Here is a 17,381-nt window from a genome sequence, read left to right as displayed (position 1 = left end):
ATTTAAATGTGTTGATCGTAAGCCATTGAAGCGAAGATGAGACTGGCTAATCCATAACTCCAATTGTCTCTAGAGCCAACCCATAAGTAGCCTAACCTTGGGAATATCGGTAGCGGGATGGTCGGGTTGGATACTTGGGTTAAATAAGGCTTTCCTGCTTTGATTTGAATGAACGTCTTCATGGCAGTTTCATACCCTTGGATGGCAGTGGTTTTATAGGCTTCATCTAAGAAACCCAAACGTGCGGTTTTAAGGATACCCCCATGAATTAAGAAATTAGCCGAAGATTCAGGTTTCGATTTGTGGTTTAGAATGGTTGAAAAGAGGTGTTCTTTTTGAAGTGGTGTGATGGCTTGAACGGTTTCGATGGCCATGGTTTTGATGGATTGATGATACACCGGTTCTAGGTGTTCTAACATCATTGGTAGAGCCATCACGACCCAACCGTTCCCTCTACCCCAGTAGATGTCTTTTGGATAAGCCCGTTTGAACTTGACCCAATACGCATGTCGCCATAAGCCATCTTTACAAAGGTATTCCTTGAATTTAATGGCTGTATTATAAGCCATCATTTGGTATTTTTGATTGTTCTTATAATGGCCATATACACTCAAAAATACCCCATACATCATGATGGAGTCTACCCATATGGATTTAGGATAGAACTTCCCAACCAAACTATTTCCTAAGTGGTTGGGTAGAAAATCAATCACCGGTGTGGTGTGATCAATATAATCTAAACCCAGTTGTGTGAGTGAATCATAGGCATTCGATTGATAAATTCGACCATATGTAAAACTGATGAGAATCGGTGCGAATGTATCCGATTGATCGACCACTGGTGGATTCGCCATATAATAATCCAAATACCCTTCGATGAAGGCCTTATATTTGGTTTCACCCAAGTATTCATCCATTAGTAGTAAAGCATACCCAAACAAAGCTTCACCCCACATCCACTTCATTTTGGGTTCTATTTGTGAGATGTGGTGATCAATAACCTCGATACACTGTTTAAGATATGGATTCATCACGAATCAACTCCTTTATATTCAAAGTGAGGGTTTGGTTTTCATAATGGACTTGGATGGTAGAAGGGTTTCGCTCTATCGTTCCGTAAGGTGAAACCAAACGTGGATATTCGGTATTGACCATTTGCTTTTGATAGAAGGCTGTACAAGACTTCGTATCGATTTCGATGTTTTGATAAGCATATCTGTGTTTATCTTTAATGAGGGCAGAACGCGATAATCTGAGATTAAAATCCTCCAATGAAACATCATCTAAATACACCACGGTCATTGCCCAAGCGGTGTATTTTCCCATTTGCCTAAGTTCAAAAGCGTCGTATCGTTCAATGGGATTTAACCCTTGAACACCAATCATCGCTTTTCCTTTGACACCAATGATATAGTTTGATTGGGTGATAACCTCATCAAACTGTGCTTCAGGAAAGTAGGCGTGTGTGAATAGAGCTCTTTTCTTTTCAAATAAACCGGATCTAGGGGTCAAATCAAATACATAAAGCGCTGTGTTTTCATGTTGGTATGCAAAAGGCATGATCCCGTTACCGACCCAGTAAGATGGACTAAAGTTCCTAGAATTGTCTTTAAAGAAAGCTTTCGCTGGGTGTGTGATGAAAACAGAAGTGTTTTGATCCAGAATTGCGCCACCGACATGATGTTGATCCCCAAATGTTTTAGGGACATACATTTGAGCGGTGGATAACATGAAGTCTTTGTGTTTGTAAGTATACACATTGGCTCGCTCAATCGCGACCCCTTGGGTTGTCGGATTTAACAAGCCTATGAGCGGTTTTAATAGATGAAGTTTCTTAAAGATGACGTTATCAAATGTCTTTAAATCCTTTAAGAAGGTATTGTGTTTCAATTGCCAATCATGAAACATATCGATGGTCAGTTCAATCGATTCATGGTTGGTAAAAGCTTCCATCGACCATAAGTATAAACCAGTCGTGTAATAGTCTTTTTTCTGTTTGAAATAGTTAGTTACTTCAGATAAATATAAACCATTGGAATCTTGGATGATTTTGGTCGAATGATCTCTCACAATCCCTTTAATCACTTGAGGGACTTGATAAACAGAATTTAAAATGAAATCCGCGGATAGTCTCGTATAATCATAAGTTTGAACAGGACCCAAATCAAAGGCTTTTTGGATGATATCTAACACGTCTTGTTGGTTGGGATCCATCTTTTGTTTGTCATAACAACGACCAGAAGCCGCACTGAAATAACCCTTGTGGTGGAGGAGTGCGAAATCGAGCATCAACAAATCCATCAAAATGGTCGCCTGTTTTTGAATCTCTACATCTCTTCCAAACTCAATCAACAACGATAACGGCGCGACATCCTCTTCATAATAGGTGTTGGAATGGAACTCTACAAAACCCAATTCAAAGCGGGTTTTAAACCAATACATGAGGTGTTGATACCCACGGTCTTTGTGAAAAGAGCCTAAGGCTTTTGTATTGGTAAACACCTCATTCGGGTATAAAGACCCAGCTAAGTATTCACAAGCAGAAAAAATCAATTGGTGGTTTTCACTCCAAAAACACATCCCGTCAAACCCTGGGTCAGCCATGTGGTACTTAAACCCTAAGACGGTCTTTTTCATTTGATTTAAGGTTTCTTTCGAAATCAAGGTTTGGTATTGGTAGAGACTTCTTAGGATACAAATCAGTCTAAAATCGGCACAGTCATAACGATGATCAATATAACTTAAGATATCCAAAATACCCGATTCATCGATCCGGTTACCTGCGTGTAAGTCCTTGATTTCAGGGAAGGTTTTGTGGGTCATTTTTATCGACATCGGGATGTCTTCAAACATATTAACAAAACTCCTTTTGATAGCTTTCCGCTCTTTGTTGTTCTTCAGATGTCCAAGGGATATTGGTTGCGAGCTTTTCATTCAATGCTTTGATGTCCTTGGAAATGTCAGGTGTGAGTTTAAAGGTTCTCGAAACCAAAAAGGCGAATAACATCAATATCCCTAAACCCAAGACAAAGATAAAGCGAATGCCTAAGATTGCAGAATCTGGTTGAATGGGTTGTGGTAATAATTCGGTTGGGGTAATGAACCCAGTGAGTTCTAAAACCCAACCAATGATGAATATCGCGATCGCTGCACTGGCGGTACGGATAAAGGTCATCACACCGCTACACACCCCAGTATTTCTTTCTTTGAGTTTAAGTTCAACCAAATCCACCACGTCAGGGAATAAAATCCAACTCATCAACTGTGCGCCACTAAACCCGAGTGCCGCTAAACCAACCAAGACATAGAGTAAAATGGGTGCCCCACCGGTAGGGAAGAATGCGATGCCTAAACTCATTAAAATCGTTAAAGGTAAACCGAAATAATAGATTTTTGTTTTAGATACCGAAGATACCAATTTGTATAATAATGGGAACATCAGTAGTTGCATCCCCAAGAAAGTGCCTAAGAAAATGGTGGAAGAAATATTCACGACATATAACCCATAATAAATTACGACAGCAGAAGCCATGTCTAATGCTAAAGCTTGACAGATATATAAAACGATCAACTTTCTAAAACCTTTAACCGATAATGGTTTTAAAAAGGATTCCAGTTTGAACTTTTCAACGGCTTCATACGGGGTACGTTCTTTGGTGAATAACCCAATTAGAATCAGTGGTACTGTGAATACACCACCAAAGACGAATACCAGAATGAAATAAACCGATAGAATCGAAAGGTTACCTACGGTATAGGATTCAAATAACATCGTCGGTACGAGGGTACAAATCGCCGTCGCGGTCATGCTAAAGATTAAACGGGTCAGGTTGACTTTGTTGCGTTCCGAAAAGTCATTGGTAATCTCTGTCGACATCGCGCTATAAGGTACCGCGATGATGGTATTGATGGTGTAATAAAACAAGTACGTTACAAGCATATAAACGACTTTTAGTGCGGTGTTATCGATACCGTGTGGTAGCCATAACAACGCGAGTGCTGGGATTAAAAGTATCCCACCAATGAATATGAATGGACGACGTCTGCCCATCTTTGAATGGGTTCTGTCGGTAATCATCCCCATCAATGGGTCATTGATGGCGTCCCACCCTTTTGAAATCATGATCATCGTACCAGCAATGCCTGGACCGATACCAATCACGTTAGTAATAAAGACCAAATACAAGACGCCGATGATGGTTTGTCCACCACCGCCATACAAATCCCCTAAAGCGAAAATGAATCGTTCTTTGACTGTAATTTCCTTGGTATGCATAGAAGTCCCCCTACACCATTACCCTTATCATAACATAAGTATTTATGGTTTATATCGGCTTATTTTGAACTTAAAAGTAAATGTCGACCATTTTTGAGAAAACAGTTCGTTTTACAGGAAAATATCGATTTATTGTTTAAAACGCTTGCGTACGCACCTATGTAAGCGTTGACATGTAAGAAAAAAGTATGTTATAATTAAATTGAAATAAACAGTGTCTAACATAATAGACGCAGGAGACAACATGAAAAAGTTTTGGATGATGCTCGTATTTAGTTTATTATTCACGTTGGCAGCGTGCACAGATAAACCCATACCTACAACCGATCCAATCACACCATTGCCAAATGAAGAGTTGCCAGTTGATAACTCTAGGTTACATAACCCATTTGGCTTTTCTTCGCTTATCATCACTGACCGCAGTACGTATCAAAATACAATTACAGGGGTTCAAAACGAAGTAGAATTCTTAGATGCTTTAATGGATTCAACCGTTAAAGTGATTCGCATTGAACAAGATTTATCTTTAGGTTCTAAAACCGTTTCTGAAGCTTTAGCTCAAGTCGGTAAATCGTTATCCACTTACAGTAACGTTTATCGTGCCCATGGCCGTCAACCGCTTACCCATCCAACCTTAATGGAAACGGGTGTGGGTCAGATTAAAATCATCGATCGAAGTGATTTGATGATTTATTCGGAAACAGGCATTAAGATCAAACATGCAAACATTCAAATCGAACGTTCATCCAATATCGTCATCCGCAACCTCCATGTCTCAGAACTCTGGGAGTGGGATGAATATTCAGAAGGACAGTACAAACGAAACGACTGGGATTACTTCAGTTTGAAAGATGTCAATGGGGTATGGTTTGACCACATCACTTTTGACCAAGTCTATGATGGTGTCATTGACCTCAGGGAACATGCTCAAAACGTCACACTCTCGTGGTCTAAACTCAACTTCACACCCAATGATTTTGTGGGTACACAAATCGATTACTTAGAAAATAACCGAAGCACACACCCGTATTATGACGGTTTAAGAACCGAAGGGATTTCAGTTGAAGACCTCAAAGTGTTCGCGAGTTTTCAAAAGAAAGGCTTTAACTTAGGCAACACTACTGATGGTACTGGATTTGAAGACATCACCATGACGTTTCATCATTTAGAAGTCTATAACCTGATGGATCGCATGCCGAGATTACGTAAAGGTGATGTGCATTTGTATCACATGATTTTAGACAACACCTTACTCTATCAAACGAGATTATTACTTAATAGTTCTAACCTGTCTTTTGTCAATCAAGGCTTGGTTTCAACCGAAGGTGGGTCTATTCTATTGGAAAATTCGATTTACAAATTCGTTACTACACCGATAAAGAATCATCAAGATGATGACCCAGATGTGAAGTACGCAGGGTCTTATCAAGTCATCAACAGTGAGCTAGTTCAAGCCAATCGAACCTATTTTGGTTCATCCACCGATCGCAATTCTTTATGGATTCATGCAGGTGCGAACGCTGCTTTACCGTATCACATGAGAAATTATGACAGCATACCTTATGCTTATGCCTTAGAAGATGTCTTTTATTTAACAGAGACATTTGAAGATTATCCGACCGGCGCACAAACCATCGAAGATTTTGATTGGTTGTATGTCGATGTCACACTTTCAACGATAGGAGAATAAACACATGAAAAAATTACTTACAATCGCTTTACTCTTGGTATCAATGGTTGTTTTGGCTGCTTGTAATGGTGGTTCAAGCGATGACAATACCATCTCATTCGCTTGGTGGGGGACGTCTGACCGAAATATCGCAACCTATCAAGCCATCGAATTGTTTGAAGCAAAATACCCACAATACAAAGTCAAAGGAGAACAATCCACCTGGAATGGGTATCAACAAGCTTTAAACAATAAACTCAACCGTGGCACAGAAGCGGATGTCTTTCAAGTCAATTACAACTGGATTTATTCGATGTATGGCAAAGACTATTTCATGGACTTAACCGAACTTGGTTTGGATTTCTCTAAATACCCAGCCGATGAACATACCCCACTCACAGTGGATGGTAAAGTGTTGGGGCTATCGGTATCCGAAACCGGCTATATTTTCTATTTAAATCAAAAACTCTATGAGGATGCGAATGTATCCTTTGATGGTGGTACCCGAGTGATTCCAAACACGTGGGAAGAATTGATGACTGCTGGTGAACTCATCAATGGCAAAGACGCGACTAAATACGCGATTGGTCGTTTAGATGCCCAACAAGTGGCCATCTTGATGTTTTCTTATTTGGCTCAAATCACTGGTAAAAATGTGATCAATGACCAAAACCAACTCAACTTTACCCAAGCTGAATTGGTTCAAGGGTTTAACTTCATTACCGATTTGAGAAGCACAGGTGTCTTGATTCCTTCTAACGCCATCGATACCCATTTGGATGGACCTACGAATCCAAACTGGACCGCACAAAAATACGGTGGTGTCTTACAATGGAACACCGCCATTTCAGAATATCAAAACACACTCCCTGAATCCGCAAACTTGGTGATGGCCGGGATGTTCCAACAACAAAGTGGACAAAACTCAGGGATGTATAAAAAAGTTTCTATGGCTTATGCCGTATCTAAACGTGTGGAATCCAGTGATGCAAAACAAACAGCGGTGAAGACATTCATCGAATTCATGACCACCGACCCTGAAGCGGTAGCGATCCTTGGTGTTGACAGAGGGGTATCTTCTAACAGCACCACACAAACGTTATTAAAAGCCGTTGAAGGGAAAAACTTTGAACAATCCCTTGAGTGGCAAGGACACACAGTGGTTCAAGCGATGTATAACCAACAATTATCTAACAGTATTGAACTCTACATTCACCCTTACTATGAACACAATACCTTTAGAGCCATCTATGAAGGTCCGATTGAATCCTTCTTACTCAATAACATCAACGCGAATGAAGCGTCCTCTCGAATCATTCAACGATTCAATACCGAATTAGCAAGAATCATGGCGGATTAGTTATGGTAGGCGAAAAGAAATGGGTACCCTACGTGCTGTTGTTGCCGTGGTTCATTGGATTTATCTTATTTAAACTCTACCCATTCATCAGCGCATTCTTACTCAGTTTGTATGAAAAAAGAGGTAGAGTATCGACCTTTGTTGGGTTGAAAAACTTTGAACTCATCTTTGATTCTTCGAGTTATTTGGGTTCAGAATTCATGAACGCATTGAAGGTAACCTTTATATATGTGTTCGTGACTGTACCACTGATTTTGATCGTATCCTTATTGGTCGCGTACATTTTAGCATTAAAAATGAAAGGCATTGGCTTCTTTAGAACCGCCTTTTATATGCCTACCGTGTTAGGTGCGAATGTTGCCATCATCATCCTATGGCGCTATATCTTTGAATACAATGGTTTAATCAATGCGGGTCTAAAATTGATTGGACTCCAACCCATCAGTTTCTTAGGCACCGCTGCTGGGGCGATGACCTCGATTGTCTTACTCCGTGTCTGGCAATTCGGGTCTACAATGCTCATATTCTTAAATGCGTTAAAGAATGTGCCAGAAACGTTGTATGAAGCAGCGACCATCGATGGGGCTGGGAAGATCAGACAGTTCTTCAGTGTGACTGTACCGATGATTACCCCCATCATCCTATTCAACGCTGTGATGCGTCTGGTAGAAACCTTCCAAGTGTTCAATGGACCAATGCTCATTACCAATGGGGGACCAGAAAACTCAACCAACGTATTGAATAAACTCATTTATGACATCGCCTTCAAAGGTGGCGACCTCAACATCGGTAGTGCGATGTCTTGGATATTGTTCGTCATCATCATGGTATTCACCGTGATGATATTTAGATCCAGTAAGTACTGGGTTCACTATCAGGATTAGGGGTGAACACAGATGAACAAAACCATTCAAAAGAGAATCTTTACGATCATTAAATACACCATCATCCTCGCTTTCGCGTTTGTGATGTTGTATCCGCTATTATGGATCATTGGCGCGTCATTCAATGAAGGTGCCAACGAATCGTTCTTTTTCTGGCCTACCCATTTCACCTGGATTGGTTGGCAAGAAGCCTTAACTGCCCCTGGTTGGGGTAGTGCTAGAGGGTATTCATTGTTAAGAGCGGTATGGAATACGATGCAATATGTGTTACCGCATGTGATATTCGGGACTGTTTCAACACTCTTAACCGCTTATGTACTCACCCGTATGCATTTTAAAGGGAAAAAATTGGTATTCGCTTTGGTCATCGGAACCCTACTGATGCCAAATACCATCTTTAGAATTCCGATGTATGCCTTTTGGACCAGCCCTTCTGTCGCAACCATTTGGGAAAATAGCCCATTGCCATTCATGCCATTCTTACCGTTATGGGCTGGATCGGTATTCGCGGTGAATTCATTTTCAATTTTCATGTTCATTCAATTTTTTAGAACCATCCCTCGCGATTTAGATGAAGCCGCGTATATGGATGGTGCGAATAAAATGCAAGTCCTATGGTACGTGTTGATGCCGGTGTTAAAACCGATTGTCATCACTGTCGCGTTGTTGTTATTCATCGCTGAGTTCAACGACTATCAAGGACCACTCATCTACATTACAAACGCGGAGTTGTTCCCGCTAGCGAAAGTCTTACCACTATTGGGGTTAGACTCCACCAATACCTACGCCCATGTCTATGCGCGTTCGATTGTGTCGGTATCGATCCTCATCATCGTCTTCTTTGTTGCACAAAAATATTTTGTGGGTAACAACGCAGACTCAGCCATTAAGGGTTAGGAGGTTCACATGAAAAAAAGCATTTTAGGGGTCATGATCACACTTTTAATTGTGCTATCTGGTTGTGTCCAAAAGACACCTGAACCAGAAGCGGAAAAAGATTATATTTGTAAGGATACCCCACTCGCCGAAGGGTGTTATGTGCCATCAGACGATTTGGATTTCATATCGCCGGTTGCGGATGAATACACCATTTCAGAAACATTTGAAACCGATCGTGTCAATCAAATGCCACGCAACTGGTTGTTATATCGCAATGAAGAATATAAAACCGATGGTGTAAAAGCGACCATTGTCGAAAATGGTGATAATCGCTATGTTGAGCTATTTTCGGATGGTTTAAAAGCACCGATGTATCCGCAGTCTGCACCAAACCCTACCTTTATTTTCTCAACCAAGTTTAACCTGGATCAAGATCGTAAAGGGGTAGCTTACGCATCCATCCTGTTACCTTCGGATAAACCAACCGATTCGATATCCTTCGGAGTATCTACCGGTGCGGTGAATACCATCCAAGCCATCATTGGTTCAGACTTAAAAGTTCAAATCAAGGTGGGCGGACCGTTCTTTTACTACTCTGGTACAGCCGATGGTGGTGACATCCATTCGACCAACATTACAATCCAAAAAGACACCTGGTATACATTCAAATTTGAATGGGACGCTTCAACGAATGTCGTATCTGCGTCCATACAACAAGGGGATCAATTCACGGCTTTATACAGTGGGGCTTTCCACATTTCAAACCGTGTAAATGCATTAGCAGACGGTGCGATTCTCGTACCGAATGTCTTTAGAGTCACCATGCCGAGAAATTATACGAACACCTATGCATACATTGACGATGTGATCGTAGAAAGAAAGGGGGCGTAAGCGATGAAGAAATTAATGATGGTTTTATTGATCATGATTTCAAGTTTGATGGTTTCCAGCAAAGTATTCGCTAATGGTCCAACCATCCCTTATACCGAAGCCGATTATGCCCGTTTAAACGCTGTGATTCAATACGTTGAAAATGTCTTAAAGTATGGTCATGAATACAACGAAGAAACCAACTTATTGCCAGACGCCATCAATACCTTGACTGGTGAACCTGCCCGTTGGACATTCCCAAACCGTGCCGAAGTGCCGTATGCCAATTTGGCCAATCAACAAAACTTTTTCAGAACCTTGGTTGCGTTATCGAACGTGACCGGTAGTGACAAATATAAAAATGAAGCCGTCAGTATCTTAGATGAATTCATGGACAACTACCAATCTCCAAATGGCTTATTCCAATGGGGTGGACACCGTGCGATCAATCTAGATACACTAGAAGTCCAGAGTTTTGAAGGTCCAAATGGACCCCATGAACTTAAAAACATGATGCCATATTATGAACTCATGTTGGAAGTCAATGAAGAAGCCGCCCTCAAGTTCATGAGACAAATGTGGACAGCGCATTTTTACTGGAATTCCACAGACATGAACCGTCATGGTAGTTATTCGACCGCTTATGACGTCAATGTCTTTGGTCAAACCATTCCGGAAGATGTCATCAAAATGGATACCAACGGTAACCCCATCATTCCAGCCGATTCACCAGGTTTGTTACCATTTGTCAACTCCGCAACGGATTTAGCGTACGCTGCATTTACCTTATCCAACCATACGGGTGACCCAATCCCAGCCGATTGGGCGAAGTATTTGATGCGTCAATATAACCTCGCCAGCAACCCGACCACGGGGATGACGGTATATCAATATAAATCAACTTTAGTCACCAAATCCGCGATTGAATGCGCTGACCCAGCGTACACCAACTCAGGTTGTGGCGATAGAGTCGCTCGTCAATTTAGAGATTTTGGTCCAATTGCGAGAGAAGCGAATGTCGCTTGGAAAAACACCCAAGCGGTCTATGTAGATAATATTTTGATGTTATTAGAAGCCGCGGATAAATACGGACAATCTGAATTTGTCGATTGGGCAAGACAATACATCGAAGGGTATTTGAAATACGCGTATATCCGTGTCGATGGAAGAAACAAAATCATTCCAATGTTTATTGATGGTACTGTGACTTATGGGTACATTGTACCTGAAGTCGGGTACTTTGGACCATCTCGCATGAGACTCGATTATGTCGATATGCCAACCAGTTACCTATTACCAATATTGAGAACCATTTTACAAACCGAGAAAGCAGAAAATCAAGCGTTGTTATGGTCTTACTTCCGTGACATTGTGTATACCTTTGGTTTAGGTGATATCGGTAGCCTTGGTGGTGCCAATCCAAACCTAGATGTGGATACATCGATTGACGATCCTTTCGCATTGATGGCGATGGTGGAACTCTATGACCACACCAAGAATAAAGCTTACCTAGAGGTTGCGAGAACCATTGGTAACAACATCGTGACCGAAAAATTCCACCGAGGGTTCTTCGTAGAATCTGAAGTCATGTTGTATTCAAGACTCGACCAACCAGATACCCTCGCTTTACTCACCTTAGACGCAGTCATTAGAGGTATTTCGTTAGACGATATGCCATTCTATTTGGCCGATAGTGGCTATATCCATGGTTATCTATTATCCAATGATGGTGTCGTAGAAGACAGAAGTTATACACAAAACATGGTCTACACCAAGACCATTTACGATTAGGAGGTTAACCCACATGAAAAAGTTATTTTTAATGTTGATGCTTATGGTATTTGGGTTAGCTTTGGTCGGTTGTCAAGATGATAACAACCCTATTGATGACCCTGTCGTCGTGGATGATACCTATATCTTATTGATGGAAGCGGAAGACTTATCAGGGATGGCTTCGAAAACCAAAGTGGTGATTACCGAAGATGGTAGTTTGAATTTACCAACCACATATAAAGGTGTAAACATCACTTATACATCCCGTTTACCAGAAATCATTAGCAACACAGGTGAAGTCACCAGACCGAGCACCTGCTGGATTGAATCCAGAGATCAACAAGGCATTTCAAGACAAGATTTGGTCGGTTTAAACGATAACTGGCCGGTGGTTTTGGATGTCACACTCACATTGAATGGCCAAACCAGAACCGCGAAGTTACTGTTTGTTGTGGCCCCAAGAGAAGGTTTCACCTGCAATAACTATAAAGGATAATTAAGGGAGGAAATATGAAAAAATTCGTCAGTTTAATCGCGATTTTGACCCTTGGTTTGATTTTAATGGCGTGTGCAACTACCAAGTACACCGTCACATTCGAATCCAATCAAGGCAGTGCTGTAGAAGCCATTTCAGTTGAAAGTGGCAAAACCATCACAGCACCAACAGCACCAGTTAGAAGTGGTTACGCTTTTGAGGGATGGTTCAAGGAGGCAGCCTTGACCAACCCATGGGTATTCGCAACCGATACCGTGAAAAGCGACATCACCTTATATGCAAAATGGTCAATGACCGATCAAGCCTATGTAGACCAAGTCTATGACTGGTTATCATTGGGTAACCTTACCGGTCTTACCACCGCATCCCCAAGATTGATTTTCCCTACCAATCGAGATGGTGTTACCATCAGTTGGTCCATTGATAAACCACTATTCATTCAATACAATGGTGTCATCAATCAGCCAACCTTCGAAGAAGGGGATCAAACCGTCACATTGACCGCAACCTTATCTAAAGGTAGCGCTACACGTGAAAAAGTCTTTACAGCGACCGTTCTAAAACTTGCGAGTATTGAAGATACCCCACCACTCTTGAATGAAGATTTCAAGACGTATACAGCGGGTAACATCATTGGACAATCCGGTTTATGGGCGCCAGTATCGGGTAAAGCAGGCAATTCCTTATTTACCGTCATCTCATCGTTAACCCCAGCCATTCCAAATGGGTCTAACGCCTTGAAGATTGAAGCGTTAACCGAACTTCAAATTGAAGGATCTATCGCTCACAGCTATGATGTACTTGTGTTCGAAGTGGATTTACTTCAATCCTCAACATCAAACGCTTCAGCCATCAACATTCAATCCTCATCATCTAGCCCAGTCGTCGCGTTTGGTCTAGATGGTGCGTCATTATTCTATCGTACCGATAATGGTACATTGATGAAGACTGAAATCAACATCAACCAATGGTACACCCTCAGGGTCGAAGTTGATCTAATCAATAAAACCATCGAAGCTTTCTATTATGAAGATGGACAACTCGTATCATTGACCCCTGGTAAAGTCACTTATACAGGCACTACACCATTCCAAAGCGTGTTCATTCGTAGTGGTAGTTCAACCACCACCACTTTGAGAGAACCTGCCTATATCACAAACTTCATAGTCAATCGAATTGAAGCTTTACCAAGACCTGAAGAAGTCATCAAATTGGGTGAAGTCACAGGCATTCAAGCTTCTGTATCATTAGAAGAAGGTTCAACCTTTACTGTGGCTGTCGCAGAAGTATATAACTACTTTGGGGCACAACAATTATTGGTTAAAGATACCGACTATACACTATCGATTGATAACCCAGTGAACACAGCAGTCCCTGGTGATTATGTGGTTACCTATACATTCACCAACAGTGCAAACGCATCCGATGTTAAAGTCGTGACACAAAATGTCAACATTTACTCCGCCGCTGAACCAAATGAAATCAGCAGTGTGGTATCTACACCAGCAGGGTATTTAGAACAACAATCCGATATTACCATCACAGTGGTTCAACCATCGGGTACGCTTTATTACTTGTTATCCAATAACGAAACCGAAACCAAAGCGGCTATCATGGCAGGTGTTTCACAAACCATTACGGCACAATCAGTTGTATTGGATGATTTAAATGTCAGTACATTCCTCTACATCCATGTGTTTGTAGACCTCAATGGTGATTCAAACATGGTGAGCCATCTCATCCTAAGAGAAGCTGTCACAGAGATTACCTCGGTATCACAATTCGTTACCATTTTCTCAACCACAGCAGCCGATATTACCACCAGTTACGCCCTCATGACCGATATCGATTTAACCGGTATTGTTTGGGCCGATGGAAATACGTCATTTAAAGCCAAATTTTATGGCAATGGACACATCATTTCAAACTTAACCATGACCAAGACTGGTACCAATTATGGTGGTTTATTCGCTAGAATCAATGGTGGTATGGTCAGAGATTTGGTCTTAGATAACATCCATGTTACCGCCGCTGACCGCGCAGGTATCTTGGCAGGTCGTGTTGAAAATGGTAACTCTAGCATCACCAATATCGTCATCATGAACTCATCCGTCACCGGTGCAAGTTCCAATGGTGTGGGTGGTGTGATTGGCTTGGTATCGAGAGAAACCACCATGAGCAACGTCACTATATTAGACTCCGAAGTCAACGCAACTGGTGTTAAAAACGTCGGTGGTGTGGTCGGTAGAGTCGACGGTGCAGCCCTCATCGCATCCGATATTTATGTCCGTGGTGTCTTGGTTAAAACCAATGTCATCGACGCATTAGATATCGCTGCCGGAGCACTCGTTGGTTATGTCCGCGACTCTGTCGCATCCGTCGTTACCGCCAATAGAATTATCATCATCGATACAGCCGTAGACGCACAAGTGGCAGGCGCACTCATTGGTTACAATCGTGCACCAGGTTCCGCAACCGTTCAAAACGCTTATGTCGAAGTCAACTTTACCCATCCAACCGCAGTATCAGCCGGTTTGATTGGTAGAGTCAATAACGAAACCGATAAAATAAACACAGCCACTATTTTTGGTGTCTTAACAGGTTCAGTTGAAAACGTTCAAGCCCAAGCTTTCGTGAATACAACCGTACCAGCCGACTTGGCTTGGTGGACCACCAATTTACCAGTATTCACCAATAGTGATTTATGGACTTTAGATGCAAACAACATTTTCGCACTAGACAATTATATTGAAAATAGTGCACCGATGTTGGCCGTTGAATTGGTCTATAACATCACCTTAGATAATCAACAAATTCAAATCCGTCAAGGCGCAGCCTTCATGCATATGGCTCCTGAAGTCGGTGGCTATCAATTTGTTGGCTGGTTCTTAGATATCGCATTATCTCAAGCTTTACCAGAAGGTTATCTCGTATCGGAAGCGGTCACGCTTTATGGTAAATACGAAACTGTCCCTGCATCACAGGTCACATTCGTCACCAACGTAGAAGGTTTAACCGTACCGATGCAAGAAGTGAATTATGGACAACTCGCAACCCTACCAATCGTTGAAAATCAAATGATGGGTGGCGTGTTAAAAGAAGTGGTAGGCTGGACAATAAATGGACAACCATTTGATTTCTCAACCCCAATTTTAGGCAACACTGAGTTGGTCGCAGTATGGTCAACGGTTGAATTAACCGTCACCTTCAATGGCGGTAACGCAGTCACTGTATTGTACGGTGAACTTGTCTCCGCACCAGTTGAAAATCCAACCCATTATTTCTCTGAAGTCACCTTCAAAGAATGGCAATTGTCTGGGGTCGCCTTTGACTTTAATACCCCAATTACTGCAAATATCAACTTGGTCGGTGCATTCAACACACCAGCATCGATTTCAATCGATACCGTGGAAGAATTCCATTATATGGCAACCGTTGAATCCACATATACCTATGTATTATCAACCAACTTGGATTTCGCTACATTCACTTGGACTTATGTGAATACCTCCTTTAAAGGCTCATTCGATGGTCAAGGTTATACCATTTCGAACCTTTCCATGACCGGACTAACGGGTTATGCGGGTGTATTCCCTAGAGCCAATGGCGCAACCATCACGAACCTTGTTTTAGACAATATCACCATCGCGACCACTGCACGTGCAGGTGTCTTGGTGGGTAGAATTGAAAACAATGGATCCACGATTGAAAACGTCGTGGTTAAAAATTCCAGTGTTTCCGGCGCAGACTCCAATGGTGTCGGTGGCTTGGTAGGTCAAATCTCCAAATCATCCAACATCTTCAATGTCGCTGTAATCAATACCAACGTTACCAATAATGTAGTGAACGTGGGTGGTTTGGTGGGTAGAATCGATGGTGGCGCAAACGTCATCGCCGATGATATCTTCATTTCAAACGTGACCGTTAAATCCAACAGCGCGAACACCTCCGATGTCGCAGCGTCCGCTCTTGTTGGCTATATCGCCAACGTCGCTGACTCTGTATTCTCAGGTGTACGTATCGTGGTTTTAGACACCACTGTGGACGGTAATGTCGCAGCCGCATTCGTCGGTTATAACCGTTATCCAGGTACCGCCAATCTCATGGACGCTTATTTCGAAGTAACATTCGTTAATAATGAACGTTCTGGTTTGATTGGATACAACCGTGACCAAGTGACACCACTCGATCAATCCAGTATCTTTGGTAGTTTCACCAACGATACCCCACACTCAAACGCACTCGCATTAACCAACAGTGCTGTACCAGCCGATAGTGCTTGGTGGACCACTAATTTGAACAATATCGCGACCTCATCCTTATGGGTAGTTAATCCAGATGGATCTGTTGTATTAGCGTTATTGGTAGATTAATGATATAAAAACAGAATCCCTTGATTTGGTCTGCCAAATCGAGGGATTTTTTTAGGTGTTTTCATCGGATTTTGAAAGTTGTATAATAAATACATAGAGTGGAAGTGAAAGTGATGAAAAAAAAGATACTTAATTTACTTATAGTCGGATTCACACTTGCAATATTGACGGGCTGTCAATATGATTTTCCAGACGATTCCAAAAAAACACCTCATAACTATGATGAGGTCATCAATTATATCCAAACGTATTTAGATCGAACCGATGTAAATGTAGATCCAAATACTGTATCGGGTATAACTGAGTATGATTATCATTTTACAAACTATTACGCGACTGTTGATTCTATTGAGTTCATTATTTCAAGTCAAGAAAGCTGTCACTATGACATCAACATTGGTGAGTTTTGTAAAACGCGTTATAATCTTTACAACAATTATAACTACAATAAAATCAAAGCACTTTTAACAGACAATATGGATTTTCTAAATTTCAATCTTCGTGAGGAAAATAATCCATACTTGCATCGATACAACATATCTTATTTCGATTATCAACAGGTTATTGTAGATGAAGAGACATTGATCAACGCTTATATGGATTCGAAAGATTTATATACATGGATGATCGATTTCTATACTAATCCTAGATTTTGTGTGAGTATGTCCATCCAAAACTCAACTAGACCATTGTATGTTTGTGCACATCATGATAATTTAAATCAGCTTAAACATGGATTCCAAGAAGCATCGTTAGAAGCTTTATTAGTAGAGTATCATCAATTTTATGAATGAGGTAGGT

Annotated in this window: 12 protein-coding genes; 9 read left to right on the top strand and 3 right to left on the bottom strand. The window is 41.4% G+C overall.

Features of this window, described 5'->3' with window-relative positions; genetic code table 11:
* Nucleotides 1–2 precede the first annotated feature (2 nt).
* The 3 genes from N7548_RS07795 to N7548_RS07785 are packed head-to-tail and all read right to left on the bottom strand — an operon-like array spanning nucleotide 3 to nucleotide 4,276.
* Nucleotides 3–1,031, bottom strand: a complete 1,029-nt coding sequence (locus N7548_RS07795) for a glycoside hydrolase family 88 protein (RefSeq protein ID WP_263608909.1) — start codon at nucleotides 1,029–1,031, stop codon at nucleotides 3–5.
* A complete protein-coding gene (locus N7548_RS07790; protein WP_263608908.1) occupies nucleotides 1,015–2,853 on the bottom strand; it encodes a hypothetical protein in 1,839 nt (612 codons plus the stop codon). The genes N7548_RS07795 and N7548_RS07790 overlap by 17 nt, the downstream gene beginning before the upstream one ends.
* A gap of 1 nt (nucleotide 2,854) precedes the next feature.
* On the bottom strand, nucleotides 2,855–4,276 hold the full coding sequence (locus N7548_RS07785; RefSeq protein WP_263608907.1) for an MFS transporter: 1,422 nt from the start codon (nucleotides 4,274–4,276) through the stop codon (nucleotides 2,855–2,857).
* Between the two features lie 244 nt (nucleotides 4,277–4,520).
* Between N7548_RS07785 and N7548_RS07780 the strand changes: the two genes are divergently transcribed.
* The 9 genes from N7548_RS07780 (at nucleotide 4,521) to N7548_RS07740 (ending at nucleotide 17,374) form a co-directional block, all read left to right on the top strand.
* Nucleotides 4,521–5,966: a pectate lyase family protein gene (locus tag N7548_RS07780; RefSeq protein ID WP_263608906.1), complete on the top strand. Its 1,446-nt coding sequence runs from the start codon at nucleotides 4,521–4,523 to the stop codon at nucleotides 5,964–5,966.
* A gap of 4 nt (nucleotides 5,967–5,970) precedes the next feature.
* On the top strand, nucleotides 5,971–7,305 hold the full coding sequence (locus N7548_RS07775) for an ABC transporter substrate-binding protein (RefSeq protein WP_263608905.1): 1,335 nt from the start codon (nucleotides 5,971–5,973) through the stop codon (nucleotides 7,303–7,305).
* A gap of 2 nt (nucleotides 7,306–7,307) precedes the next feature.
* Complete coding sequence (locus N7548_RS07770; protein ID WP_263608904.1) at nucleotides 7,308–8,189, top strand: carbohydrate ABC transporter permease; 882 nt, start codon at nucleotides 7,308–7,310, stop codon at nucleotides 8,187–8,189.
* A 12-nt stretch (nucleotides 8,190–8,201) separates the two neighbouring features.
* Nucleotides 8,202–9,086, top strand: a complete 885-nt coding sequence (locus N7548_RS07765; protein ID WP_263608903.1) for a carbohydrate ABC transporter permease — start codon at nucleotides 8,202–8,204, stop codon at nucleotides 9,084–9,086.
* A 9-nt stretch (nucleotides 9,087–9,095) separates the two neighbouring features.
* On the top strand, nucleotides 9,096–9,959 hold the full coding sequence (locus N7548_RS07760) for a hypothetical protein (RefSeq protein WP_263608902.1): 864 nt from the start codon (nucleotides 9,096–9,098) through the stop codon (nucleotides 9,957–9,959).
* Nucleotides 9,960–9,962: 3 nt separating this feature from the next.
* Nucleotides 9,963–11,729 (top strand): hypothetical protein, encoded by a 1,767-nt coding sequence (locus tag N7548_RS07755; RefSeq protein WP_263608901.1) that lies wholly within the window; start codon nucleotides 9,963–9,965, stop codon nucleotides 11,727–11,729.
* A gap of 13 nt (nucleotides 11,730–11,742) precedes the next feature.
* Nucleotides 11,743–12,207: a hypothetical protein gene (locus N7548_RS07750; protein WP_263608900.1), complete on the top strand. Its 465-nt coding sequence runs from the start codon at nucleotides 11,743–11,745 to the stop codon at nucleotides 12,205–12,207.
* A 14-nt stretch (nucleotides 12,208–12,221) separates the two neighbouring features.
* Entirely contained in the window at nucleotides 12,222–16,580 is a 4,359-nt protein-coding gene (locus N7548_RS07745) for an InlB B-repeat-containing protein (protein WP_263608899.1), read from the top strand.
* Nucleotides 16,581–16,693: 113 nt separating this feature from the next.
* Nucleotides 16,694–17,374, top strand: a complete 681-nt coding sequence (locus N7548_RS07740; protein WP_263608898.1) for a hypothetical protein — start codon at nucleotides 16,694–16,696, stop codon at nucleotides 17,372–17,374.
* The last annotated feature ends 7 nt before the right edge of the window (nucleotides 17,375–17,381 follow it).

Source organism: Paracholeplasma manati (genome assembly GCF_025742995.1).
Classification (GTDB): Bacteria; Bacillota_I; Bacilli_A; order Acholeplasmatales; family UBA5453; genus Paracholeplasma; species Paracholeplasma manati.
Note: the sequence above shows the minus strand (reverse complement) of the source record. Positions and strands in the feature narration are given on the sequence as shown.

What these genes read in the sequence shown, in the direction of transcription:
- N7548_RS07790 (WP_263608908.1), bottom strand. Translation starts at nt 2,853, where the DNA reads ATGTTTGAAGACATCCCGATGTCGATAAAAATGACCCACAAAACCTTC.
- N7548_RS07745 (WP_263608899.1), top strand. Translation starts at nt 12,222, where the DNA reads ATGAAAAAATTCGTCAGTTTAATCGCGATTTTGACCCTTGGTTTGATT.
- N7548_RS07785 (WP_263608907.1), bottom strand. Translation starts at nt 4,276, where the DNA reads ATGCATACCAAGGAAATTACAGTCAAAGAACGATTCATTTTCGCTTTA.
- N7548_RS07795 (WP_263608909.1), bottom strand. Translation starts at nt 1,031, where the DNA reads ATGAATCCATATCTTAAACAGTGTATCGAGGTTATTGATCACCACATC.
- N7548_RS07750 (WP_263608900.1), top strand. Translation starts at nt 11,743, where the DNA reads ATGAAAAAGTTATTTTTAATGTTGATGCTTATGGTATTTGGGTTAGCT.
- N7548_RS07760 (WP_263608902.1), top strand. Translation starts at nt 9,096, where the DNA reads ATGAAAAAAAGCATTTTAGGGGTCATGATCACACTTTTAATTGTGCTA.
- N7548_RS07765 (WP_263608903.1), top strand. Translation starts at nt 8,202, where the DNA reads ATGAACAAAACCATTCAAAAGAGAATCTTTACGATCATTAAATACACC.
- N7548_RS07755 (WP_263608901.1), top strand. Translation starts at nt 9,963, where the DNA reads ATGAAGAAATTAATGATGGTTTTATTGATCATGATTTCAAGTTTGATG.
- N7548_RS07770 (WP_263608904.1), top strand. Translation starts at nt 7,308, where the DNA reads ATGGTAGGCGAAAAGAAATGGGTACCCTACGTGCTGTTGTTGCCGTGG.
- N7548_RS07780 (WP_263608906.1), top strand. Translation starts at nt 4,521, where the DNA reads ATGAAAAAGTTTTGGATGATGCTCGTATTTAGTTTATTATTCACGTTG.
- N7548_RS07740 (WP_263608898.1), top strand. Translation starts at nt 16,694, where the DNA reads ATGAAAAAAAAGATACTTAATTTACTTATAGTCGGATTCACACTTGCA.
- N7548_RS07775 (WP_263608905.1), top strand. Translation starts at nt 5,971, where the DNA reads ATGAAAAAATTACTTACAATCGCTTTACTCTTGGTATCAATGGTTGTT.